General features: G+C 45.1%; 18 protein-coding genes. 10 read left to right on the top strand and 8 right to left on the bottom strand.

The window, feature by feature from the left end; genetic code table 11:
- Positions 1-31 precede the first annotated feature (31 nt).
- The 3 genes from alc to AC5JPT_RS01460 all read left to right on the top strand — a co-directional run bounded on the left by alc (position 32) and on the right by AC5JPT_RS01460 (position 3,016).
- Positions 32-1,153, top strand: coding sequence for an allantoicase (alc, locus tag AC5JPT_RS01470; protein ID WP_493856812.1), 1,122 nt, complete (start codon positions 32-34; stop codon positions 1,151-1,153).
- On the top strand, positions 1,153-1,683 hold the full coding sequence (locus AC5JPT_RS01465; RefSeq protein WP_493856811.1) for an ureidoglycolate lyase: 531 nt from the start codon (positions 1,153-1,155) through the stop codon (positions 1,681-1,683). Before alc ends, AC5JPT_RS01465 begins: the two co-directional genes overlap by 1 nt.
- A 523-nt stretch (positions 1,684-2,206) precedes the next feature.
- The gene (locus AC5JPT_RS01460; protein WP_493856810.1) at positions 2,207-3,016 is read left to right on the top strand and encodes a DUF5020 family protein; all 810 of its coding nucleotides are present in this window, start codon (positions 2,207-2,209) and stop codon (positions 3,014-3,016) included.
- Between the two features lie 124 nt (positions 3,017-3,140).
- On the opposite strand, the gene guaD is transcribed toward AC5JPT_RS01460, so the two are convergent.
- From guaD to AC5JPT_RS01440, 4 genes are all read right to left on the bottom strand, one after another.
- The gene (gene guaD / locus AC5JPT_RS01455; protein ID WP_493856809.1) at positions 3,141-4,562 is read right to left on the bottom strand and encodes a guanine deaminase; all 1,422 of its coding nucleotides are present in this window, start codon (positions 4,560-4,562) and stop codon (positions 3,141-3,143) included.
- A 107-nt stretch (positions 4,563-4,669) separates the two neighbouring features.
- The gene (locus AC5JPT_RS01450; protein WP_493856808.1) at positions 4,670-5,713 is read right to left on the bottom strand and encodes an XdhC family protein; all 1,044 of its coding nucleotides are present in this window, start codon (positions 5,711-5,713) and stop codon (positions 4,670-4,672) included.
- The gene (gene xdhB, locus AC5JPT_RS01445) at positions 5,706-8,279 is read right to left on the bottom strand and encodes a xanthine dehydrogenase molybdopterin binding subunit (RefSeq protein WP_493856807.1); all 2,574 of its coding nucleotides are present in this window, start codon (positions 8,277-8,279) and stop codon (positions 5,706-5,708) included. The genes AC5JPT_RS01450 and xdhB overlap by 8 nt, the downstream gene beginning before the upstream one ends.
- Positions 8,280-8,343: 64 nt before the next feature.
- A complete protein-coding gene (locus AC5JPT_RS01440; protein WP_493856806.1) occupies positions 8,344-10,056 on the bottom strand; it encodes a xanthine dehydrogenase small subunit in 1,713 nt (570 codons plus the stop codon).
- A 689-nt stretch (positions 10,057-10,745) separates the two neighbouring features.
- Here AC5JPT_RS01440 and AC5JPT_RS01435 point away from each other — a divergent pair.
- Positions 10,746-10,874 carry a hypothetical protein gene (locus tag AC5JPT_RS01435; protein WP_493856805.1) on the top strand — a complete coding sequence of 43 codons (129 nt, stop codon included), beginning with the start codon at positions 10,746-10,748 and terminating at the stop codon, positions 10,872-10,874.
- A 106-nt stretch (positions 10,875-10,980) separates the two neighbouring features.
- On the opposite strand, the gene AC5JPT_RS01430 is transcribed toward AC5JPT_RS01435, so the two are convergent.
- Positions 10,981-11,592: a flavodoxin family protein gene (locus AC5JPT_RS01430; protein WP_443524159.1), complete on the bottom strand. Its 612-nt coding sequence runs from the start codon at positions 11,590-11,592 to the stop codon at positions 10,981-10,983.
- Positions 11,593-12,318: 726 nt separating this feature from the next.
- Here AC5JPT_RS01430 and AC5JPT_RS01425 point away from each other — a divergent pair.
- The gene (locus AC5JPT_RS01425) at positions 12,319-13,575 is read left to right on the top strand and encodes a YeeE/YedE family protein (protein WP_493856804.1); all 1,257 of its coding nucleotides are present in this window, start codon (positions 12,319-12,321) and stop codon (positions 13,573-13,575) included.
- Positions 13,576-13,661: 86 nt separating this feature from the next.
- Here the strand turns inward: AC5JPT_RS01425 and AC5JPT_RS01420 are convergent, their stop codons facing one another.
- Both AC5JPT_RS01420 and AC5JPT_RS01415 read right to left on the bottom strand, forming a co-directional pair.
- The gene (locus AC5JPT_RS01420) at positions 13,662-14,558 is read right to left on the bottom strand and encodes a purine nucleoside phosphorylase YfiH/LACC1 family protein (RefSeq protein ID WP_493856803.1); all 897 of its coding nucleotides are present in this window, start codon (positions 14,556-14,558) and stop codon (positions 13,662-13,664) included.
- A gap of 139 nt (positions 14,559-14,697) precedes the next feature.
- Entirely contained in the window at positions 14,698-15,813 is a 1,116-nt protein-coding gene (locus tag AC5JPT_RS01415; RefSeq protein WP_493858406.1) for an RluA family pseudouridine synthase, read from the bottom strand.
- A gap of 826 nt (positions 15,814-16,639) precedes the next feature.
- Here AC5JPT_RS01415 and AC5JPT_RS01410 point away from each other — a divergent pair.
- The gene (locus AC5JPT_RS01410; protein ID WP_493856802.1) at positions 16,640-17,848 is read left to right on the top strand and encodes an outer membrane protein assembly factor BamD; all 1,209 of its coding nucleotides are present in this window, start codon (positions 16,640-16,642) and stop codon (positions 17,846-17,848) included.
- A 138-nt stretch (positions 17,849-17,986) separates the two neighbouring features.
- Positions 17,987-20,182 carry a DNA primase gene (locus AC5JPT_RS01405; RefSeq protein ID WP_493856801.1) on the top strand — a complete coding sequence of 732 codons (2,196 nt, stop codon included), beginning with the start codon at positions 17,987-17,989 and terminating at the stop codon, positions 20,180-20,182.
- A 266-nt stretch (positions 20,183-20,448) separates the two neighbouring features.
- Here AC5JPT_RS01405 and AC5JPT_RS01400 read toward each other — a convergent pair whose 3' ends face one another.
- The gene (locus AC5JPT_RS01400) at positions 20,449-20,583 is read right to left on the bottom strand and encodes a hypothetical protein (protein WP_493856800.1); all 135 of its coding nucleotides are present in this window, start codon (positions 20,581-20,583) and stop codon (positions 20,449-20,451) included.
- A gap of 131 nt (positions 20,584-20,714) precedes the next feature.
- On the opposite strand from AC5JPT_RS01400, the gene rpoD reads away from it, so the two are divergent.
- The 3 genes from rpoD to AC5JPT_RS01385 all read left to right on the top strand — a co-directional run bounded on the left by rpoD (position 20,715) and on the right by AC5JPT_RS01385 (position 24,602).
- Positions 20,715-22,637, top strand: a complete 1,923-nt coding sequence (gene rpoD, locus AC5JPT_RS01395) for an RNA polymerase sigma factor RpoD (RefSeq protein ID WP_493843336.1) — start codon at positions 20,715-20,717, stop codon at positions 22,635-22,637.
- A gap of 184 nt (positions 22,638-22,821) precedes the next feature.
- Positions 22,822-23,781, top strand: a complete 960-nt coding sequence (locus AC5JPT_RS01390; protein WP_493856799.1) for a bestrophin family protein — start codon at positions 22,822-22,824, stop codon at positions 23,779-23,781.
- A gap of 437 nt (positions 23,782-24,218) precedes the next feature.
- Positions 24,219-24,602 carry a YbeD family protein gene (locus AC5JPT_RS01385; RefSeq protein WP_493856798.1) on the top strand — a complete coding sequence of 128 codons (384 nt, stop codon included), beginning with the start codon at positions 24,219-24,221 and terminating at the stop codon, positions 24,600-24,602.
- The last annotated feature ends 92 nt before the right edge of the window (positions 24,603-24,694 follow it).

Raw genomic sequence — 24,694 nt, 5'->3', positions numbered from 1 at the left:
TACAACCTAATATAGAATAAAGGAAATAACGATGAGTCAAAGTAGTTCAGAAGTCGGACAAATTCTCTCAGCAAACAATTTACCTGAGACATTGCCAGCATTTACCAAAAAATCAAACGTGGCTGACAGTCGCTTAGGCGCAAAATCACTGTTTGCGACTGATGATTTTTTTGCAGATAAAAGCCGTATTCTAAATCCGGATGCGCCTATATTTGTGGTTGGTAAATTCGATAACAATGGTAAATGGATGGACGGCTGGGAGACGCGTCGTAAGCGTCATTTAGGTTATGACTACTTGGTTATTCAACTTGCCCGCCCAACCAAAATCGCTGGGCTCGATATCGATACCAGTCACTTTACTGGCAACTTCCCCTCTTCTGCCAGTGTCGATGCTTTGTATGCACCAGAGCTATTACAGCAGGCTGATACCGAACTTGCCAACCTAAGCAAAGAAGACTGGGACGGTAAAAACTGGCAAACGCTTGTAGGTATGACGCCGCTACAAGGACACAATCATGAGTTTGTCGAGATCGATCATGAGCAAACGGTGACCCATATTCGTTTGAATATCTATCCAGATGGCGGCGTTGCTAGGCTACGTGTCTACGGTGATATCCAGCTTGATGCGAGCCTCAATACTCAAGGCGAGTTGCTCGATTTGGCAGGTGCGCTAAATGGTGGTCGCGCGATTGCTAGCAATGATGCGCACTTTGGCGCAGCCAGCAACTTACTGTTACCGACCAAAGCACCCAATATGGGGGATGGCTGGGAGACTCGTCGTCGCCGTGAGCCAGGTAACGACTGGTGTATTATTGCTTTAGGCCAAGCAGGTATCGTTGATTCTATTGAGATTGATACGGCTCATTTTAAGGGCAACTATCCTGACAAAGTCTCGATCCAAGCAGTCTACTCACCAAACACACCAGAGCAAACGCTAGTGACTCAAAGTATGTTTTGGGAGACGTTGCTTGAGCCGCAAAAGACCAATGCTAATGACGTCCATACTTTTAGTAAAGATAAGCTTCAAATAGAGCAGCCTATCACTCATATTCGAGTCAATATCTTTCCAGATGGTGGTATCAGCCGCGTACGTATATATGGACAGATTGCTGACAATGCCGCGGCCCAGCCCAACGATAGCGAGACCACCTAATGTCTGTCACATTAACTGCCATACCTTTAACCAAGGCAAATTTTGCCCCCTATGGTTCGGTGATCGAGCGCTATAGTGATGATGAGCAAACCGCTGCCAATACTTATGAGATCAATAATGGCTATGCCGTTCGCCATCATGCACTTGCTGAAAGCCAGCTTGAGGGTGGTACAGTAGGTATGAGTATCTTTCGTGCCAAAAAGCGCGAGAACCCTATTGTCCTCTCCGTCATGGAGTACCACCCACTTGGAACACAAGCGTTTGTGTCTATGGAAGGTCAGGACTATGTCGTCGTTGTTGCAAAAGCGGGTACACCGCCCCAGTCTGCTGAAGACCTCGCTGTATTCTATGCCACCTCTCATCAGGGTGTGCAATATGACGCTAACGTCTGGCATCATCCACTACTGGCTCTAGGGCGTGATAGTGATTTTCTAGTGGTTGATCGCATCAATGGCGACGGTAACAATTGCCACGAGATAGATATTACTGACTGGCATGTATTTATTGAACTAGCAGACGAGTGCAGCTAACCAGCTAATACGGCACGTACGATACAAACTAAAAGCCAGCTGAGTCCTATTAGCTGGCTTTTTTATGTTTGGCAGATCGGCAAGTCCTATCTATGTTGACTCAAAGGTATTTTATACAGCCCAAATTGGGGCATAAAAAGGTCTATTTTGGTGCTTTTATCACGTGCTTTTTCATCCAAAAGCACTGTTTTCTATATTTACTCAAATACATAGGAGATGCGTCTGGCATTTAAGAAAAATTAAGGACTATTTTGCTTATTTTATGCCCTGATAATAGCAAATAAGCATAAAAGCCAGTAAATGCTGCAGAGCGTAGATTTTATAGGTTCGTGGCATGATTATTGAATACTCTTTAGGGGTAAGCGTATGAATGATACTTATTGATTTCTACTTAAAAACAGAACCGGTCAATAGCACGCTTATTGTTAGTTGATAGTGATTTTCAAACAACAACCTATTTTATGAATTATCAAAGATAAATTTAAGGTAATTAATATTCCATCGTACATAAAGGAGTTACATTTTGCATTTTGATTTACGAACGAGCCCACTCTCCACCTCTAAACTGTCTAATCAGAAACCATTTAGCCCAAAGCCGTCTTTGCTTAAACCGTTGTCAATGGTGGCAGTTGCTGTCGCCGCTTTCGGTAGCATGTCTAACCTCCAAGCTGAGACCTATTTTACCGATACGAGCGTTTCTGTACTTTACGGCAGTGACTATGACCTTGTAGAGGATGGAGAGCTGACGACTATTACATTAGAGCATGTCTCTGCGCACGACTGGGGCGGTGTATTCTTCTTTGTCGATCGAAATCAAGGTGCCAATGATATTGAAAACAATAGATTTAGAGAAACTTATGGTGAGCTGTCTCCTACACTCAAAATGGCGACTTTTGACAATAGCTTTATAAAGCAAGTTAATTTAGCCGCTACTTATGAATTTGGCTCAAACAGTACTGGCTTTGATCAAGACAATTATTTGGTTGGTATTGGTGCCGATCTAAATATCCCTATTCCAGGGACAACGTACGCGTCTGCAACGCTATACCATGCTTTTAATGACAATATCGATGATGATCAACAAATCACCTTGACCTACGGTTGGGAGCGTAACAATTTTGTAGTGGACGGCTTTATCGATTATTCATTTAATAACGATGATATTGAAGATAATATTCATATCAATCCGCAAATCAAATACAATCTACAGGAGGTGCTCGGTATTGATAACCGCCTAGAAGTCGGCATGGAGTATAGTTATTGGAAAAACAAATACGGTGTCGATGGTGTCAATCAAAGCGCTCCTAGCGCCCTAGTAAAGTTCCATTTTTAACACCAGATAAAGATACCTTTATTCATAAAACCCCCTGCTCCTATTTGGTAGAAGCAGGGGGTTTGTTCTTAAGAGATATCTACTGGCTGCGCTATTGGTGCAAGCACACACTGATATATCCGTCCTATAAGGCAGCGCTGCAATAGCGACTCACGCCTGCAACGATGGTCTGTTCGATCACTCTATCATCACCCAGCATCATCAGTACAAACAGCTGCTCTTCAAGCGTTTTGGTCTGTGCCATACGTCGCTCCATCAGCTCCGTCGCACCCATATCTATGATGACAAAATCGGCTTCTTTATTGGGCATAAAATTACCGATCTTATCATCCAATAGCAGCGACTGTGCATTGCCCAAAGTAATCTGATACAACCCTTGATGCGCTGACAACTGATTGCTCTGTAGTTGCTGAACTTTATAAGCCTCTGATAATGTCGTCAGCATAGACAGACTCGTGCCTGCCCCAACATCGGTGGCGATACTGACACCGGTATAGCTTAAGGTCTTGGGTAAATCGAACAGTCCACTACCCAAAAATAGATTGGACGTCGGACAATGTGATATCTGTGTGCCAGTCGCGCGTAGGCGCTCATACTCTGATGTCTCAAGGTAGATCCCATGCGCCAAAGTCGTACGACGACCTAACAGACCCATATCATCATAGACATCGAGGTAACCTTTGTGATTGGGATACAGCTGCTGAACAAAGGCCACCTCATCGCGGTTTTCTGCTAAATGCGTCTGCAAATAGACACTATCGTAGCTGGTATACAACTCTCCTGCCAGCCGTAGCTGCTTCGGTGTCGAAGTAATCGCAAATCGCGGGGTGATGGCGACATGCTGACGTCCGCGCTCATGCCAGTTATCAATGATGTCTTGAGTATCGCGGATACTTTGCTCAGCAGGAACGCACAGTTGCGCAGGCGCATTTTGATCCATCAATACATTGCCCGTAATCATGCGTGTATTGAGCCTGTGACTTTCAGCAAAAAACGCTTCGGCAGATAGCGGGTGACTGGTAGAGAAAACCATGGCACTGGTCGTACCATTGGCCAGCAGTTGGTTTAAGAAGAACTGCGCGGTGTCGTGCGCTACTTTTGGATCAGCAAAATTGGCTTCGGTGACAAAGGTATAGTTGTTGAGCCAGTCAAGCAGTTGCTCACCATAAGCGGCAATCATATCGATTTGCGGATAGTGCACATGGGTATCGATAAAACCTGGCATGATGAGTTTATCGCGATAGTCATGCACTTTAACTGCTGGCTTGCCCTCTGCATTAGCATACGTCGATAAGATAGTCTCGCTACGACCGTACTCTACAATGCGTCCTGTCACATCATCTACAACAAGCGCACCATCAGCAATATATTCAGGGTAAATGCGCTCGCCTGCAATCACGGGTAATAACATTGTGCTTTGATCAATGGTTGATACCTGTGCATGATCAGGTTGATTGGTGTTCGCTATTTTAGAGGGTGTACGCTCAGTACGATCGCTTTCGGTCAAATAATGCAGCAGTCGAGCTTGATAAATATGTAGGGTCATTTGGTGGTCTCACAATGGCGCAGTAATACTGAGCGTTTTGATAAAAGCATTGAGCGTTTTAATTATTTAATGAAAAGTGACACGGTTGTATGAAGTAATTAGTCCGTTCAAAGAGCAGCCTGATGATACTGCTGTAAAAGCTGTGCCACGATAGACACTGCCACCGCCATCGGCTCTTTACCGCCAACTTGCAGTCCAATTGGCATGACGAGCTGATTCACTAATGACTCACTATAGCCACGCTGAATAAGCCGATCTCTAAAACGCTTGGCTTTGGTTACCGAAGCAATGCAGCCGATATAAGGTACTGGGATATCTGAGCGTTTATCATCAGCCGAGCTGCTATCAGAAATAGTATCTAATGCTGCTCGCACCAGTTCAAAATCAACACTATGGTCATGAGTCATAACCAGAATAAAGCGCTGGCCACCCTGCTCTATAAATGGACGCACAAAATCTACAGGCTCATCATCAACATGCGGACGAATATGCGCTGGTAATTTATAAGCTGGAGATTGGTTTTTTACTAAATGCTGTTCTGAACTGTGACGAGATGTACATACCTGACCAGATTTATGAGCACTCAACTGATCAGCTCTAGGTTTATCAGTCAAATAACGCTCAAACATCTCTGGGCGACTATCTACCCAATCTACCTGACATGGCAATTCAGCAAGAATGGTCATGAGTGCTGAGGCCACATGCCCTGCCCCAAATACCAGTACTGACATCGGCGGTATCACATTAAAGCACTCGAACATAACGGTGACGCTACCGCCGCAACACTGTGCCAATTTCGCACCCAACGGGTAATGTTTGGTATAAACCGCGTCACGGCGTACCGCTTTAGAAGGATTTGGCGCGCTTGTATCATTGACTTCAGAAACTTTTGGTTTGACTTCCTTTGATACCGTTGCTGAAATCTCACCGTTCAGTAGCTGACGAGCAGTAGTAATCACATCGTGCTCGAGACCGCCGCCGCCCAGCGTATCTACGATGCCATCCTGCGTGACGATCATTTTGGCCTGTAGCGCACGCGGAGCCGAGCCATTCACAGCCACAACCGTTGCCAACACATGAGCCATGCCTTGCTGTTGATATCGCGCCAGACCTTCATACCAGATCACTGGCGGTGCTAATGACTCACTCACTGTGCGCAGGACCTCTCGCCCCTGCGACATTCGGATGCTCTATCGCTTCTGGCTGCTCATCGGTCTGTTTGCCTGTCACCTCTTTTGGATCGATATCTTTTGCATGGCGCACATCTTGCGGCATGACCTTGTCGTTATAAAGGTCGCCCTTTTCTTCTACACCTTTGGCAAGGCTATCCATCGTATCCTTGTCCGCTTTGGTCTCTAGCTCCCATGAGGTAGCTTCCATACGCATCACTGCTTTTAGTACCGCTTCTGGCGTTGCAGGCATGGTCAGTTCTGGATTCTTTTTATAATCACTGAGACTTGCGACGGCATTGTTGAGTGCGCACCAGACACTGGCTGCTAACATAAACGGCGGCTCACCAACGGCTTTAGAGTTATAGATAGTTTGTTCTTCGTTTTTGCGGTCGTATAATTTGACATTCCACTGTTTAGGCAAGTCATGCGCAGTTGGAATTTTATAGTTGGCAGGACTGTCAGATGCGAGTTTTCCTTTATCATTCCAGATCAGCTCTTCTGCTGTGAGCCAACCCATACCTTGCACAAAACCACCTTCAATCTGACCGATATCAATGGAAGGGTTAATCGACTGTCCCGCATCGTGTAATACGTCACAGCGTAGCACTTTGTACTCCCCTGTCAGCGTATCAATCTCAACCTCAGCGCAGGCGGCACCTAATGCAAAATAGAAGAATGGACGTCCCCATGCTTTAGAACGATCATAAAATATCTTTGGCGTTTTATAATAGCCAGTAGACGATAGGCTGATGCGATTCTGATACGACAGCTGAATCATTTCAGCAAAGGTTAGCGTTTCTTTATCACCGATATAGACATGGTTATTTTCAAAACGTATGTCTTCTTGTGCCACCTCAAAGTGCTCAGCAGCAAATTCGAGTATGCGCGCTTTGATACTTAAGCAAGCATTCTGTGCTGCCTTACCATTGATATCGGTACCTGATGACGCAGCAGTTGGTGAGGTATTGGGCACTTTATCAGTACGAGTCGCTGATACTTTTACTGTATCCAGATCTACATCGAACTCATTAGCGACGATCTGGGCGATTTTTATATATAAACCCTGACCCATCTCCGTACCACCATGATTGAGGTGGATGCTACCATCGGTATAAATGTGTACCAGTGCGCCCGCCTGATTGAGCGTCTGCACTGTAAATGAAATACCGAATTTAACGGGCGTTAGCGCAAGACCCAAACGCTTATCACTGCCTTCAGCGGCAGCTTTTTGATTGGCTTCTATAATTTTCTGACGGCGATTGTCATAATCACAATCGGCTGCCAGTGTGGTCATGATGGTCGCCAAATCGAAATGCTCAATGGTTTGACCGTAATGGGTGCTTTGACCATCTTGATATAAGTTTGCCAAGCGCACTTGTAGCGGATCTTGCCCCAAGGTATAGGCAATATGATCCATCATATATTCAGCAGTCATTAACCCTTGTGGACCACCAAACCCGCGATAGGCCGTATTAGATACTGTGTGGGTCTTGCAGCGATGACCTGCTACATGAGCCGCTGGATAATAGTAGGCATTGTCACAGTGGAACATCGCTCTATCGACGATAGCATCAGATAGATCTGGCGCATAACCGCATAGGCCAGCCAATTGCATATCGACGCCTAGTATACGACCTGACTCATCCAAGCCCACCTCATAGCGGTTGGCAAACTCATGACGCTTACCAGTTACGACCATATCGTCTTGACGGTCTAGACGCATACTGACAGGGACATTGTGGCGCTTGGCAATGATACCGCACAGACAAGCCCATGCCGCGGCTTGCGTTTCTTTGCCACCAAAACCGCCGCCCATACGGCGCACGACTGTGTTTACCGCATGAAATGGCAAGTCTGTTACTTCAGCGACCAGTTGCTGCACTTCACTTGGATGCTGTGACGACGTGTATACTTCTAGCCCGCCATCATCACACGGCACCACGTAAGACACTTGCCCTTCAAGATAAAAGTGCTCTTGCCCGCGCATATGAATATGACCTTCGATGCGAACTGGCGCGTTCTCAAGCGCCGTCGCAGCATCGCCACGCTTCATAAAATGACTCGGACGCACAAAAAACTCTTGCTCTAGCGCTTTATCGATACTCAGCACCGCGGGCAACGGCTCATACTCGACAATGGCTTTGGTAGCCGCTTTTTTGGCGGCGCGATGACTGGTCGCCACAACCACAAATAGCGTTTGACCCACATACTCTGTAATATCATCAACCATGAGTGGCTCACCATCGAACACCGCACCGATATCCGTTTGCGCTGGTAAATCCTGGAAATTTAAAACATCTACAACCCCATCAGCCTCTCTGACAGCGCTTAAATCCATACTCAGGACACGTGCATGAGCGTGGCTACTCTTGCCGACTGCTAAATGTAGCGTACCTTGTGGTTTTGCAATATCATCCACATAGGTTGCCGTCCCCATGACATGACTGATCGCACTATCATGCTTGGCCGAGGTGCCAATTTTGTTTTTTGGCGGACGCACACGGCGGATACTATAACTATCGAATAAGGACGAATGATGGCTCATGGCAAGTCTCTTCTATTAATACGCTTTTATTGATGCTTTTTTTGATTTTTGGCAATGTTAATGATTAGGTACTCTCAGTCTGCATAGCTGCTGCCAACTGCTTACCACATTTCATCAGTAGACGCTGTACCACATGCATGCGGTATTCCCGGCTGGCTCTGACATCAGTCATTGGTGTCACATCAGCAGATAAGCGTTGGGCTGCCTTCTCAAAACTTGCCACTTCAGTAGCTTGTCCCATAAGTGCTTGCTGACACTTGGTCGCTAACAATGGTATCGCTGCCATACCACCAAGGCCTAGCTTGGCACTCTCAATGGTTGCACCATCTGCTGACACATCCAGTCGCGCCGCAAGCAAGCACGCTGAGATATCATCTTCGTAACGTTTGCTAATCTTATGAATAAATAAATGTTGATTTTCTTGTAGCAAAGGAATATGAATAGCGACGACGTAGCTACCTGCTTGTAGCTTAGTCTTTTTATAATCTAAGAAAAATTCTGATAACGGTATGATTTCATCCGTATGAGACGAGCCGCTTGACGCTTCAGTATTAGTCGCACAGTGACGCAAATGAATAGAAGCGTCCAGTGCCAATAGAATCGGTGGCAGATCACCAATCGGCGACGCGTTGGCTATATTGCCCCCAATGGTGCCCATATTACGAATTTGTGGAGAGGCAATACGCTCAAACACTTGCGCAAAGGTTGGGAAGTGTTGCTCAAGCACAGGCAGCATCTGTTGATAGCTCATGCCAGCACCTAGCACTAGTGACTGAGCTACCAGCTGTTCGCTATTTGACTTATTACTGTTTGAGTCAGATTTTGAATCAGGTTTTGCGTCAAGTAGCGACCATGACTTTAGTGCCTCAACGCCTGAGATCTGAATAATGACGTCATGATCGATTAGATGCTGGGTTACGCTGAGCCCTAAATCCGTACCACCTGCCCAAATCGTTGCCTGCGGATTGGCTGCCAATACTTGATTAAGCTCATCTACTGTTTTAGGCATATACAACTGTCGCCCAGCATCAGTCAATGCAGCTTCAATATTTTGAGACGCTGTAGTATCTGGTTCAACTTCAGTTAAGGCAGTATGAGAGGCTGCTGATTGTTTTGTACTACTCATGGCATCTGTCGCCAAACTGACCGTCAGATCTTTCACCGCTGACTGCTCTACCTGTCTTTGCTGACCGATATCACCCATCAGTAGACCCGCTTCAATAATCGGACGATAACCTGTACAGCGACATAGGTTGCCAGATATCGACGCGACGACCTCATCATAGCTTAATGGCTTGGCATCACTTTGTTCACTGTCATTCTGATTGGTTTGCAAACGCTTGTTTTCGTAGACACAAGCCAGCGACATCACAAACCCAGGGGTACAAAAACCACACTGCGATCCATGACACTCGACCATTGCTTGCTGGGCAGGATGCAACAAGGCACGATCAGGGTGATGCTCAGGATTTTCTGCTAAGTAAGCCGCTGTCATTACATGATGACCATCCATGAGCGAGACTAGCGTGATACAGGCATTGATAGTATAGAACGGCGACGTAATGCTTTCATTACCGCCGTTTTCGACATCAGACGACTGCTGGTTGGTTGTGGGTAGACGCTGAACCATCACCGTACAGGCACCGCAGTCACCACTACCGCAGCCTTCTTTTGTGTCCATTTGGCCTTCATACAATCGTAGATACTCAAGCACCGTCGTATTGGGGTTAAGCTGGGTTAGCTCTTGGATTTTTCCATTGAGATAAAAACTAATCATAGCAAGGCTCGGCTAAAATAATGAAGATAAAATAAGGGATTTGACGGCTCAAACACTCAGCTTAAGCATCCGACTTGTATCGTATCGCAACTGTTTTCGTATCATTCATGGGTGCTACAGCCTTTAATTTATTGACTGCTCTGTGGCACACTTGCAAGATACCAATACATTGACGACAGTACACTTTTATAGTAAATAAACGGATAAAAAATATCAGCAATCATCAGGCAGTTTCGTTAGAAATTCACAAACAGTTTAGAAACTAATGCTAGAGATATAATTTTAAAGACATAAGATACCTGACTATTTGGTCAGCTTTCAACATATTATCACTATTCTTATTTACAATACAACCCATTATGATGCCTACCAATACTACCGAATAGTTGATATATAGACGGATGCTCAATGGCTCTGATTGATATGTGTAGTAGCAAATATATTGCCACTATGCATTCGCTTTAGCCATATAGGCAACAGACCGAGCAGAGTGATCAATAAAGCAGGTTGCCATTGAATAAATAATCCTTTGAAAAACAAGTTCAAACACATATATCTTGTCTAAACTTTTATAGCTGGCTGGTTTTTATATATAATAGCTAAAATACATCCAACATTTTACTGCCATTATTTATGATAATCGGTAGTAGAAAAATATTACTGGTCAACACTGCCCTCGAGATACGATCATGAAGTCATTTAGCTTTATTTATTTGTTGGTAGTGACGATGATGCTGACAGGATGTCAGGCATTTCAGTTTGTTGACAGCCCCATCCCTGTGACCGCTGCCCCTACTACTACGCTAATTGCTCAATAGAGACTCGGTACGAAAACTCTCTCCAAGATAAATTTGGCATAAAAAAAAGCAGACATCATAAGGTGTCTGCTTTTTTCTTCTACTAGTCTGTTAGCTATCCGCTCGTCTAGCTTTTAGTATCAGTTGGTTGGTGCTTGATAATAGTCTTTGCCAAATGATCACCGAACCAAATAGCGGTGTCGATATCCCCTTTTCCTGGTGTCTCTTCAGGTGGACCATCAAGCGACTGCGTCATCAAACCCAAAAAGCTAGATAAACGGTTTAAGTCATGTGACTCATGACCTGTCGGCATCAAGGGCAGACCGATCCAGTTCATGCCATGCTGCATCGCATATAACGAAATTTGCTGTAGTACAGCAAGCTTATCACCGCTCAAACCGCCCGAGTTGGCAAAGGCTGCGGCCCACTTGCCTTCCCACTTACGGTTGTACCAGCGCTTTGAAGTCTCATCCATAAAGGTCTTAAATTCAGCGGTCACGCTACCCATATATACTGCACTACCGAAAACCAGCAAATCTGCCTGATCTAAATAGTCCCAATCAATATCATAAATATCGACTGCCCTTGCTTGAGCTTGCGGCAATTGCTGATGCGCACCTTCTACGATCGCTTCAGCGACACGCTTAGTATGACCATAATTACTATGAAAAATAACAGCGATTGATACGTTGGGCGTGCTATCAGTAGATGTTTCAGACGATTTAACAGGTGTATTCATACATACTCTAATAATAAATAATTGGTTGGATAATAAAGATTGTAAAATATCGGCTACTTAGCGATGGTCAGTAGCTTGTGACATCGCTTTGATTGGTAAAGGCGTCATCATTATCACTGATAAGCAATCAAGTGCTGACAGGCGACTCTAAGCAATTGATTACTGAATCAATCACTTTCATGGACAAAAGCGTCGATGACAACATTTCTAAATGGTAAAATCTCTAAATGACAAAGCTTTCGCATGACTTTTATACGTCAGCGTACACGTATCATCATATATGCGATGAACTTCATTGAATTCAAGCCTATTGTATCAGACGTATTTTTATTTTTGAGTTATTTGTTAGATTCTAACCTATCAAACTATTAGGCTACGCGGTTTACCAAACGATGCGCTATGCACGATCAATACAGCCTAAAGTCTTACCTTAGATAGACGTAATGGATTTCATACGCTGATAACCCTTATGTTTATTAACTACATAGACGACTATCAACCTCGAACAATATCAGCAATTAACTCCTATATTCCAAATAATTATATGCTAATTCAAATTATTCTACTCGCTTCAGGTTTACATTACGATTAATAGGATTAAGATGTAGCGCTTCTCTTAATTTGACCGTATGACCACTTTCAGCTCTGTAGACCTACATACATATAAAACAAAAATTCTCATAAAAACGATATCTGATAAAACTGTCGGATAAGGAAGCTATTACCTTGACTACTACTCTCGTTCAACCTGTAAACGATACAAAAGACCCCATTGTCAGAGACGATCTTGCTCTGAATGCCCCGCAAAAACCCTTGATCATAGGGGGCGGTATCGTAGGATTAATGGTGCTTGTGTATCTACTGGCCACCCAGCATATCTCTCAATCATTGCTACTTGGCATTGGCTTGTTGCTTGGCTATACCCTCTTTCATGCACGCTTTGGCTTTACCTCTGCTTTTAGACGCATCATGGCGGTAGGCAATGGTCAGGCGATGCGCTCTCATATGCTGATGCTAGCGGTTGCCGTCACCTTGTTTGCGCCCATACTCGCTTATGGCACGACGCTATTCGGTGGACCTGTGGCAGGTTATGTCGCCCCGTTAGGTGTCAGTCTGATCGTCGGTGCATTCGTGTTTGGTATCGGCATGCAGCTTGGTGGAGGCTGTGCCTCTGGTACGCTCTACGCGGTAGGCGGTGGCCGTTCAGTGATGTTTATCACCTTTATCTTCTTCATCGTAGGCGCGACAATTGGCGCTTATCATTTGCCGTTCTGGACAGAGGAGATGCCCGCAGCTGCGCCTTTTTCTTTGGCAACCTCCACAGGTCTCGGTTATACAGGAGCATGGCTATTGTCTCTTGCGATATTCGGTATCATCGCATGGGTGACCCTGATCGTTGAGAAAAAGAAAAATGCACCAAAGATGGCGCCCGTACCCTCTGAGTCTGGCTGGAGAAGAATCTTTCGCGGTTCTTGGCCACTGTTTGCTGCCGCTATCGTATTGGCTCTACTCAACGGACTGACACTGCTCACGCGTGGTCAACCGTGGGGGATCACCTCTGGCTTTACATTATGGGGTTCTAAAATTGCAAGCGGCTTTGGTATGGATGTCGCCAGCTGGGGCTACTGGCAGGGTGCTAATGCAGCAGCTCTAGAAGCTTCTATTTTTGCAGATTCGACCACGGTACTAAATATCGGTATCATCGTCGGTGCGTTTATCGCTTCTGCAGCGGGCGGCTTATTCAAATTTACTAAGATTACTACAGGTAATTTTGCAGCGTCTGTCATTGGCGGGTTGATGATGGGATATGGCGCACGTTTAGCATTCGGCTGCAACATTGGCGCTTATTTTGGCGGTATCGCTTCTTTTAGTTTGCATGGCTATATCTGGGGCATACTCGCAATGGCAGGTACGTTTTTAGCACTATATTTACGTCCTTTATTTGGCTTGTCAGTGCCAAAATCTAGCGATTCTGTTTGTTAATACAAATTTAGTTCTTAAATAAAAAAACAGCAGATTATTCTGCTGTTTTTTATTGCCTGCTAAATCTGTATATAATTAGAGCGCTTCTAACGGCGCACAACGACCAGTGCCATGCGGCCCGTTGCTGGCTGCTGCATATGGGTCTGACGACGGTAAGAGTAATAGTGAGTATTTGCGTAACTACAGTTAACTGGCAAATCATTCATAATGGTAGCGCCAGCCGCTTCTAACTGCATGGCAGCAAGCTTCGGTAAATCCAGCTTGACCTTGTCATCGATAGATGGGATAGAAAACAGCGTCGCAAAATTATCGATATGTTCCTGTGATAATGTCTGATGCTCTATGCACCCAGCCAATAGCTTATCTCGAACGTCTGTATTTACTTCATAGTTAGCCTGACTGATACAGACCCCTATCCAAACCTGTATAGCCCCTGAGTCGGTAAAGCGCTTTACCGTCTCTTGAATGACGCCGCATGCCAGCCCTTGCCAGCCTGCATGGATCGCCGCTGTTTTGCCACTGGTAGGCTGGTATAAGACAATCGGCACACAGTCTGCCGTCATTATCGCTAGTCCGCGCCCACGTTGTTGGCTGACCATTGCATCAGCAGCCAATGGCGTCATACTCAACGTCGTCGCATCAATATCGTGGATTTGCTGACCATGGACTTGACTGACCCAATGTATACTATTGATACTGCCATACTGCCCATCTGTCGATGATTCACTTGCCAGCTGCTCATTGATAGCAGCTAATAGACTCATACGGTTGCCCAATACTTTTGCCGCATTATCATTGACATGAAGACCTAGATTCAGCTCACCATAATTTGACTGACCCTCATACCCCATACGCTGGTTTCTGGTAACAGAGTCATCCCTATCATCATACGCAAACGCAGCCGTCTGAAAAACAGCCACTTCGTCCATTTGCGCAAGCATTGTCATTGGGAAGTTATTTGTTATCGGAAGCTTGTTTATCATGACTGCTCTACCCCTTTATCCACCGATTACCTCACAATGAGGTTGGTTGTATCACTGCCGTAGACTAGATAGGTGTCATACCTGTGTACAGCAATGACTCAACCGCAGCATTGTTTCCGTAGCTTTGTTTCAGCAGGTTTTATTCTTCATCATAACCATCACTTAATACGGCTATTAGTTTTTGCATGTCCTCTGGCAGCGGCGTAGTGACTTCGATATCTTCACCAGTCGCTGGATGAACAAAACCCAAAGTATAAGCATGCAGTGCTTGGCGCGGGAAATTATTAATAGCTTGACGCTGTGCTTCGGACAATCCTGCACGCAATTGACGACGTCCACCATAAACACGGTCCCCTACTAGCGGATAAGTCACATGACTCAAATGCACACGAATCTGATGGGTACGACCCGTCTCAAGCCCCACATCTAGCAGGCAGTAGTTGTCATTAAGGGGCGTCACTTTCAGCAAATGCGTCACCGCTTCACGGCCTGCTGTCATGACTGTCATTTTGGTACGCTGCGTACGATGGCGTCCAATCGGTGCCTCAATACGGCGATGACGCAACAAACTTGCTTGGTCGCCTGCCACCACACACTTATAGTGACGATAGACAGACTTGTCTTTTAGCTGCTCCATGAGTGCCATTTGAGCAGGTTTGGTCTTACCAATAAGCAGCAGCCCAGAGGTGTCCTTGTCAATACGGTGTACCAGACCAGCACGCGGTAGATGGTGCTGCTGCGGATAATGGTATAGCAAGGCATTGACTAAAGTGCCAGTTTGATTGCCTGCCCCAGGATGGACCACCATGCCGACAGGCTTATCGATCACCAGTACCTCATCATCTTCGTAGACCACATTAATATCAATATCTTCTGGCTGATCTTCGCTATGCTGCTGCAGCGTCGTTGATAGATGCAGCACGTCATCTGCTTTTACACGGACCTTTGGCTTTTGTACCTTGCCGTTGTATAGCAAGCTGCCGTCAGTTATCCATCCTTGTAACTGCACCCGTGAAAAGTCTGAAAATACTTGCGAGGCGACTTTATCAATGCGCAAACCAGACTCTTCTTCTGTGACGATGTGTGTCATATCTACGACTACTGGCACCGCTTGACCTGCTACTGGCGCTTCATCATCGTCGCTATCATCTATATCATCTGCATCGCCATCATCAATACCACGCTCTTCAACACCATCATCGTCGATGAGCATATCGTCGTTATCCAGTACTTCATCATGTGCTTCATCAATCATTGTCTGATTATCAGGTAGCTCTTCATTATTTAAAACGTTATTTGGCATTGGTGGCTCTTGTGCTGATGAATCAGTCTTTGACGATTGATTCTGTGATAAATGGGTAGTCATGGCGTTATTGTTCATAGCGAATTTATACATATCAAGACCCTTAACAGATAGTGATAAGGCAGCCTTAAAAAAAGTAATAAAAAAATTATAAAACGTTGGCGTTTTTTGACCTTTAGCTGCCGAACAAAAGCAATCAGGACTCAAAAAATCGGAAACAATATCGCCATAGTGTACCATGTCACGCGCCCAAGCCCTATAAAAGTGGCTGGTATCTATCGATTTTGAGCGTTTAACATTTACCCCTTAGCTCTCTGGAACATAACATTGCTGTAATTTACTGTATATTTGTTCCAGCCAGTGATATTCGATATCGCTCGTGATAGCCGCTCATGTTAAACTGCCTGTAAAATACCTGTGGCGAAAAAATAGACGAAGCTGACGTTATTCTATAAAGTGTAGCCATGTTTTGCTGTATGCTATGGCACTATATTTGAATGCTTTGTATTTGAATGCCCTGTTGACATGCCGTATTTGAGTGCCGTTGTATTTTAACAACAACGTTTGCTCTCTATATCGTTTGACTGTGATAAAACACGCATGCGCGGCTGAACATTTATAAATTTTTCATAGCTTAATCAGTTCTATGAGTAAAATACGTCATAACAAAAACTGCATTCGATAAAAACCTTATTATTCGTGAATTGTTTTTATCACTAACCTTTTATATAGCATGATAGCGCTGCTGCTATTATGCGTCTTGTGTCGGAGAAGAAGTATGCAAGCTGTTGGCAATACGTTTATCAAGCTGTCCTCAATAACCTTACTTGCGCTTAGCGTCAATCTAGTGGGTTGCCAAACTTTCAAAAACCTAACGGGTGCCAAAGACGTCGATGCGGTAGAAACTGCAGAAAAATCAGAGCAAGGTTACTATAGCGATGCCGTTGCTCAAATCGACAAAGGTCGTTATCTCCAAGGTATTGAAGAATTGACCAATTTGCGTACTTTTTATCCAACTGGACAATATGCTGAGCAAGCATTGCTCGACATGATGTACGCACAGTATGAGGCTGATAAATACGAGATGGCAGCGGCAAGTGCTGAGCAATTCATCCGTCTATATCCGTCTAACCCGCAAGTCAGCTATGCTTACTACGTACGCGGCGTTGCCAATATGGAAGGCTCATCTGAGAGCTTAAAGCTATTTAAACTCAACCAAGCAGAGCGTGATACTGCGTATTTGCGTATTGCTTTTGCCAACTTCCAAGAGCTTATCAACAAGTATCCAAACAGCCCTTACGCACCAGATGCCGCTCAGCGTATGACCTTCATCTACAATCAATTTGCTCAAAGCGAGATGAGCGCAGCCAACTGGTATATCGAGCGTGAAGCTTATGTGGCAGCTGTCAACCGTGCCAAATGGGTGTTCCAGTACTACCCACTTAGCGAATCGATTCCAGATGCCCTAGCCGTCTTAGCCTATAGCCACGACAAGCTTGGTCTAACAGATTTGGCAGACGAGTACAAAACCCTCTTGCAAATCAACTATCCAGACATGTTGACCAGCAACGGCAGTGTGAAGCTAAGCACCAAACGTGATCGCTCTTGGCTCAACAAAGTGACTTTTGGTAAGCTTGGTCGCTCAAACACAACTGACAACTCAGTGGCAACTGGCGAATATAACGGCGTGACTAAAACCCAAATGATTCGCAATGCCAATCAGCTCAGACTACCAAGTGATAATGGTGCAAGCGCTGCTCGTGCAACCACTGCCAATACTGCGATGGCCTCAGGCAACAACGGTATCAATGTTGGACTAGGTCTGCCAGAAGCATCGGCTGAACGCGTTACCAGTCAATCAAGCACTGGCTCTACGGCGAGAGAAGCCAACGTTGATCCACAAAACATCAACCCAACACGCCGCACCACCCTAGATGATAGTAGCAATAGCATACTACTGACCCCATCAGATATGGACGACGAATAATCCCATTCAGTGACTGGGTTAAGTCGCCATCGTCTATATGATTAATAATAAGGTCAACACTATGTTGGCCTTATTTTTCTAGTGGTATGCTATTCACTCTGCCCCAATATAATTGACCTATGGTAAACTGTTTTTTGTATGAGCATCCCTAACCATATTCTTGAACAATTAAATAGCCAAGCTGACCTGATCAGCATTATTGGTCGACATACCACGCTCAAACGTGCTGGTAGTGAATATAAAGGCTGTTGCCCCTTTCATGGTGAAAAATCACCCTCATTTTATGTCAATCCACAAAAAAACATCTACCATTGTTTTGGCTGTAGTGTTGGTGGCAATGCCATCAGTTTTTTGCGTGATTATGAAAGCTTGACCTTCATTGAAGCGGTCAATGAGCTGTCCAAACAAACAGGCATTGAGGTACCAAAAGAAGAACAACAAAACGTCAGCTACCAGCGCCGCGCACCCAAACCTGTGATTCCGCCGCAGGCACCAAACCGTTCTAATGTAGCCGTAGATCGAGCTGTCAATCAAAGCCATCCAAATGCTAGCAACTCAAATAGCAGCAACACAAAGCAAGACCATGCAGATCAGAGCCACGCAGATCAGAGCCACGCAGATAACCGCGACCAAAGCTACATGGATCAGCCCAGTTATCCAGATGCTCAGGGCTACGATAATTTCCCGCCGATAGATGCTTACGATTCAGTGCCATACGCAGCGGACTCATATCCGTCCGATTATTCACAGGATGATGACTACCCGCCAGTATGGCTGACGGATACCGATGCAGGCATAGCTAGTATTGAGACAACTGACCAAGATGGCAACCTATACGAGCTGCTAGAGCAAATTCAGCAGTTTTATCAGCATAACCTAACCACTCACCCTCATGCCAAGCAGTATTTTTTGTCTCGTGGACTCACTGAAGAGACTTTTGAGACTTTTGGTTTAGGTTACGCGCCATTTGGATGGCAACATCTTGAGCACCAGTTTCCACAAGATATCGAAGGACTCAAAGCCTTGGGACTAGTGCGCCAGTCAGAATCTGGCCGCGACTATGATCTGCTGCGCGATCGGGTTATTTTTCCTATTCGTGATAATCAAGGTCGTACCATCGGTTTTGGTGGTCGAGCGCTTGACGATGAAGTTAAGCCCAAATATATCAATTCCTCAGACTCGCCTGTCTTTCACAAGCAGCACGTACTCTATGGCTATTACGAGTCGCGTCAGCAGCGTGCCAACGACTGGCTGGTGGTCGAAGGCTATATGGATGTGATTGCACTGTACCAAGCCGGTATCTATGGCGCTATTGCGTCAATGGGTACGGCCATCAACGAAAGCCAGATATCACGTTTATTGACTCTAAACCCAACGCTTACCTTGAGCTTTGATGGCGATAGCGCCGGACAAAAAGCCGCTTGGCGCACACTTGAAGTTGCTCTGCCTGTATTAGCTGATGACAAAGAGCTACGGTTTTTGACCCTGCCTAACAATCATGATCCTGATACGTTTATCAAAAGTCAGGGCAGCGATGCCATGCGTGAGCAAATCGCTAATGCCATGCCGCTATCACAGTATATTTTTGCGTATTTGAGTGAACGTTATGACATGAGTCTGGCTGAAGGCAAAGCCAAACTCATGTCGCAAGTACGATCGTTGACCACCGCCTTACCTAAAGGCAGTAGCTTTCGCTATTTGCTCAACAATGATGTGTATCAAAAGCTTGGTGGCAAGCGCAGTCAAAATGTCGAGGCCAAAGATGCGCTGCTAGATTTTGATGGTGACATGACCATCAGTCAGCAACTGCAGCTTTGTTTTTTGTTTCAGCCGCGCGCGTTAGTCGATGATCCTATTGAGTCAATATGGCAACAGTCTGGTCTTACAAGACTAAAACTGCCAGCCCACATACAAAAAAAGGCCGCGAGCGATGCATTGCGCGCTATCGCATGGGAAGACTTGCAAGATGCTGCGCTATTGAATGTCGTCACGACTATCAAGCGTTGTATCACGCACTTACCAACAGACGCCAATGCGGCGGCACACTTTGTATTATCCAACCTTGATCATACCAATCAAGTGACATTGAGCGGTAGCTGGGGCGGGTTTTATAGAGCGCTAACCGCAAGGAACGTCCTCAGTCTTGATGACTTAATACAAGAGCTAGTAAGCTCCCTACTTGAGCGCAATATAAAGAAAAAAATGCAAGAGCTGATAAAAAACCCTGATCACATCAAACAAGCAATCGTACGCATGCAAGCCCAGCATTTGAGTAATTGGCTGCGCGCGCAACATGCCGAACGCTCATCACAGATGGTCACTGTCCAGTCTTAATGCTCAATTTCAAATGTCGACCCTTTAAAAGTTTAGTTACTGCCCCCACTACTAATGATTATGCCCAGTAGCATGAGCAGCTCCTATATCATTCAACTGATAATAAATAATCAGTAAAAATGGCTAGTAGCTATCACTAGCTCGTGCTTGAGAGCTGCGGTCTGTGTTAAACTGTGTCGCTGTATATTGACAGCACTGCTTGGTGAATGACTGCGAGCATGCATCGTTAAGCACAAATCTTAGGTATTATTTTTACGTATCCGCTTTTAGATACTATTTTTAAGTACTATATTCTTTTGGGTGCTGTATTGAAGTTTTTTAGCTTTTCTAATTTTTAGCTGTTTTTTTAGCATAGTTATTTTTTTAGCATTGTTATTGTAGTGTTTTGAGCCTTTATTCATATCAACTCATTTTTGATATTATTGACAACCTCTACGCCATATTTTGATCAATCGACTGATAAGATCAACGCAAAGAGCGAGCGATAGCGCGTCACAATATAAAAATGTCCGATGCAAGTAAGCGAGTATTTATGAACGATAAGTCAGTTTCTAAGTCCACATCTCAACTGGCCACCTTAATCCAAATGGGCAAAGAGCAAGGGTATCTTACCTACGCTGAGGTGAATGACCAGCTGCCCGACTCTATTACCGAAAGCGATCAGATCGAAGATATTGTGCAGATGCTAACCGATGTTGGTATCAAAATATTTGAGTCTGCTCCTGATGCCGATGACATCTTGATGAATGATGATTCAAGTGACGATGACATGGCAGCAGATGAAGCAGCAGCGGTACTCGCCTCTGTTGAGACCGAGCCTGGTCGTACCACTGACCCTGTCCGTATGTATATGCGTGAGATGGGTACCGTTGATCTACTGACCCGTGAGGGCGAGATCTCTATTGCTAAACGTATCGAAGAAGGTATTCGTGACGTACAGCACGCTATGTCTTACTGGCCGGGTACCGTACAGTTCGTCCTTGATGAATATCAAAAAGTACAAGACGGCGAAAAAAAGCTGTCTGATGTCATCACTGGTTTTTTAGACCCTGAAACCGAAGAAGACAAAATCGCTGCCCAAGAAGCAAAAGAAGCGGCGAAAGAAGAGCGTGAGCGCATCAAAGAAGAAAAAGAAAACCCACCAGTTATTAAAGCCAAGGTCAATGCCAAAGCCGAAGCCCTTGATGATGAAGACGAAGATGAAGACGACGTTGAAGAAGAAGCTGAAGAAGAAACCAGCGGTCTTGATCCAGAAGAAGTACGTCTACGTCTAGAAGAGATCGAGCATCTATTTATCAAAGCCAAGCAAGCCTTGCTAGATTATGGTCGTGGTAGCGTACAGGCAGACACTGCGTATGCCCTACTTGCTGAACGCTTTATGATGCTAAAGCTAAACAACCGCCTATCAGATCAAGTCATGGCAATTATGCATGATGTCTATGACGATGTGCGTAAGCAAGAGCGTCAGATCATGCGTCTGGTAATTCGCCGTGGTCGTATGCCGCGCGAAGAGTTCCGCAAGACTTTCCCAAGCAATGAAACCAATGTTGATTGGCTCATTGAGCGTATCAAAGGTAAGCCTGCATTTGCTGGTACGCTAGAAAAAGTCACTGATGACGTCATCTTATTACAACGTCGTATCCGTGACTACGAGCAGCAGCTCGATATGAAAATCCACGATATGAAAGACGTGGCACGCCGTATGGCTGTTGGTGAAGCAAAAGCTCGCCGTGCTAAGAAAGAAATGGTCGAAGCCAACCTACGTCTGGTTATCTCTATTGCGAAAAAATACACAAACCGTGGTCTACAGTTCTTGGATCTGATTCAAGAAGGTAATATCGGTCTGATGAAAGCCGTTGATAAGTTTGAATATCGTCGCGGTTATAAGTTCTCAACCTATGCTACGTGGTGGATTCGTCAGGCAATCACCCGTTCTATTGCTGACCAAGCGCGTACCATTCGTATTCCGGTACATATGATTGAGACCATCAATAAGATCAATCGTGTCTCACGTCAGCTGCTACAGGAAATGGGACGCGAACCAACGCCTGAGGAATTAGGCGAACGTCTAGAGATGGACGAAGTCAAAGTCCGTAAGGTGCTCAAGATCGCTAAAGAGCCTATTTCTATGGAGACGCCTATCGGTGATGATGAAGATTCACACCTAGGTGACTTCATCGAAGATGGTACGATCTCAAGCCCTGTCGACGATGCGACGTCTGCTGGACTACAAGAAGCCACTCGTGATGTACTCGGCAACTTAACTGAACGTGAAGCGCGCGTGCTCAAGATGCGTTTCGGTATCGATATGCCAACGGATCATACGTTAGAAGAAGTCGGTAAGCAGTTCGACGTCACGCGTGAGCGTATTCGTCAGATTGAGGCAAAAGCACTACGTAAACTGCGTCATCCATCGCGCTCTGAGCATCTGCGTTCGTTCTTAGAGAACGACTAATACTCAAGCCAGCGACACAAAAAAGCCGAGTTTATCTCGGCTTTTTTGTGTTTAACGAATCAACTACAGCGTTATTAACTGCTCACACAGGTTGCTACGTTCTAGGCTGACCTGTGGCTATTGAAGTCAATATTGATGTTGATGCTGTTAGTGTGACCACAAAACCCACCGCTAGGACGCCGATATGATTGTCCGCCAAACCCCAAACACACTCAAAATATTTTTTACCCTGCGCGGCTCTATTGTTCCCAAGATCTATCCGCAGATTTTACTGACTACTTTACTTAGCACGCTGATAACGGTTATCCAGCACTGGTACCCTAACTCGTTCCCTTATTATGGTACGGCGACCTTTACCTTGATAGGTATTGCACTATCGTTGTTCCTTGGGTTTCGGAACAATGCCAGCTATCAACGTTGGTGGGAAGCGCGAACACTATGGGGTCAGCTGGTCTACGATTCTCGTAGCTTAGCGCGCCAAGTGCTGTCCTTTATAGATGAGGACAATACAACTGCCATAGAGAGTGGCAAGGATAGTAACGAGACTGCACGCAATACTCAGCGAACGATGATATATCTGACCATTGCTTTTGCCCATGCTGTACGTCATCGATTGCGTGGTACTGAACCATGGGAGGATATCGAGCCTTTTGTCGCACCGATCCATCATGATGGTATGCATCAAGCGAAAAACGCCCCTGACTATATAATGCGCTTAATGGGTAAGCAGCTTGGCGATATTCGGCGTCAAGGAATGGTATCAGAGCAAGTCATACAAAATATGGACGAGCGCTTAACCTCGATGACGATTGTACTGGCAGCTTGCGAGCGCATTCATAACACGCCTCTACCCTTTGCTTATATGCTGCTGGTACATCGCACGACCTATCTGTATTGCATTATGTTGCCCTTTGGTCTGGTAGCCTCGCTCGGTTGGGCGACCCCGTTGATTTGTGCGGTGATTGCTTATACTTTTTTTGGACTAGATGCGCTGAGTGAAGAGCCAGAAGAGCCTTTTGGCTTGGCGGCTAACCAGTTACCTTTGACTGCCTTGTCACGCACTATCGAGATTAATCTAAGAGAAGCATTAGGAGAAACGGATATCCCGCCTAATATCACTCCCATCAACGGCTATTTGCAGTAGTTTTTATCAATAGCTATTGATAAAAGCCATTTGGCTTACTACCTAGCTTCAAAACAGACTAAATACAGACTTCACTTGAATAATTGCCCATAGACCACTATAAACAGTGCATATATTCTCTGCCTAATATAGCTATTCCAATATAAAAGTATGACAGCGTTGACCTCACTTGAAGTATCACACATACATCTACATTCGGTTGCCTTGTACTACTTTTAAATTGAATCGACTATAGCTTGACTGATACAAATGCCATTTACGACCATACTGAGCCTGTCTCAGCTTTTTGCGTTATGATTGATTTTGGCATGACTCAAGCAGATGTCTGATTCACTGGATGTCTATAGCGGTGATTTTTTTATTATTCACTATTAGTTACTTACTACTAGTTACTGATTAACTTTTTCTTATTTCCCTATACAAGCGAGGCTCATATCATGAGTGATGATTCAAACGACAACAATTCAAATAACCCAACCAGCAATCAGCCATCAGTGAAAGTCACTGACCTGACGCCAAATAAAGGCGTTCTAAAAGGCAAAAAGACCGATATTCAAAACCCAGAGCTTTGGGAGTTCCCGATGAACTACCCGCTCAGTATCATTGGTCATGAAGGCGAGCATGAGAGCTTACTTAATGAGATAAAGCTCATCTTGGGTAGTCAGTTCCCTGATTTTGATCTGGCGTCTATCGAAGTTAAGCCATCAAAGACAGGTCGTTTTCACTCAGCACGGGTCAATCTATACCTAACGGCTGCTGAGCAAGTCAACGCGCTTTATGCGGCACTTGATAATGCCAAAACGGTTCGTATTGTGCTGTAGACAACTTAGAAACCTTTAACGCCTTTTTAGTCCAAATCGTCACTCGCTAGTAATAAGATACGGGTGGCGATTTTTTGTGGTTTGATGTACAA

The sequence above is a fragment of the Psychrobacter sp. H26 genome, assembly GCF_059073035.1.
Note: the sequence above shows the minus strand (reverse complement) of the source record. Positions and strands in the feature narration are given on the sequence as shown.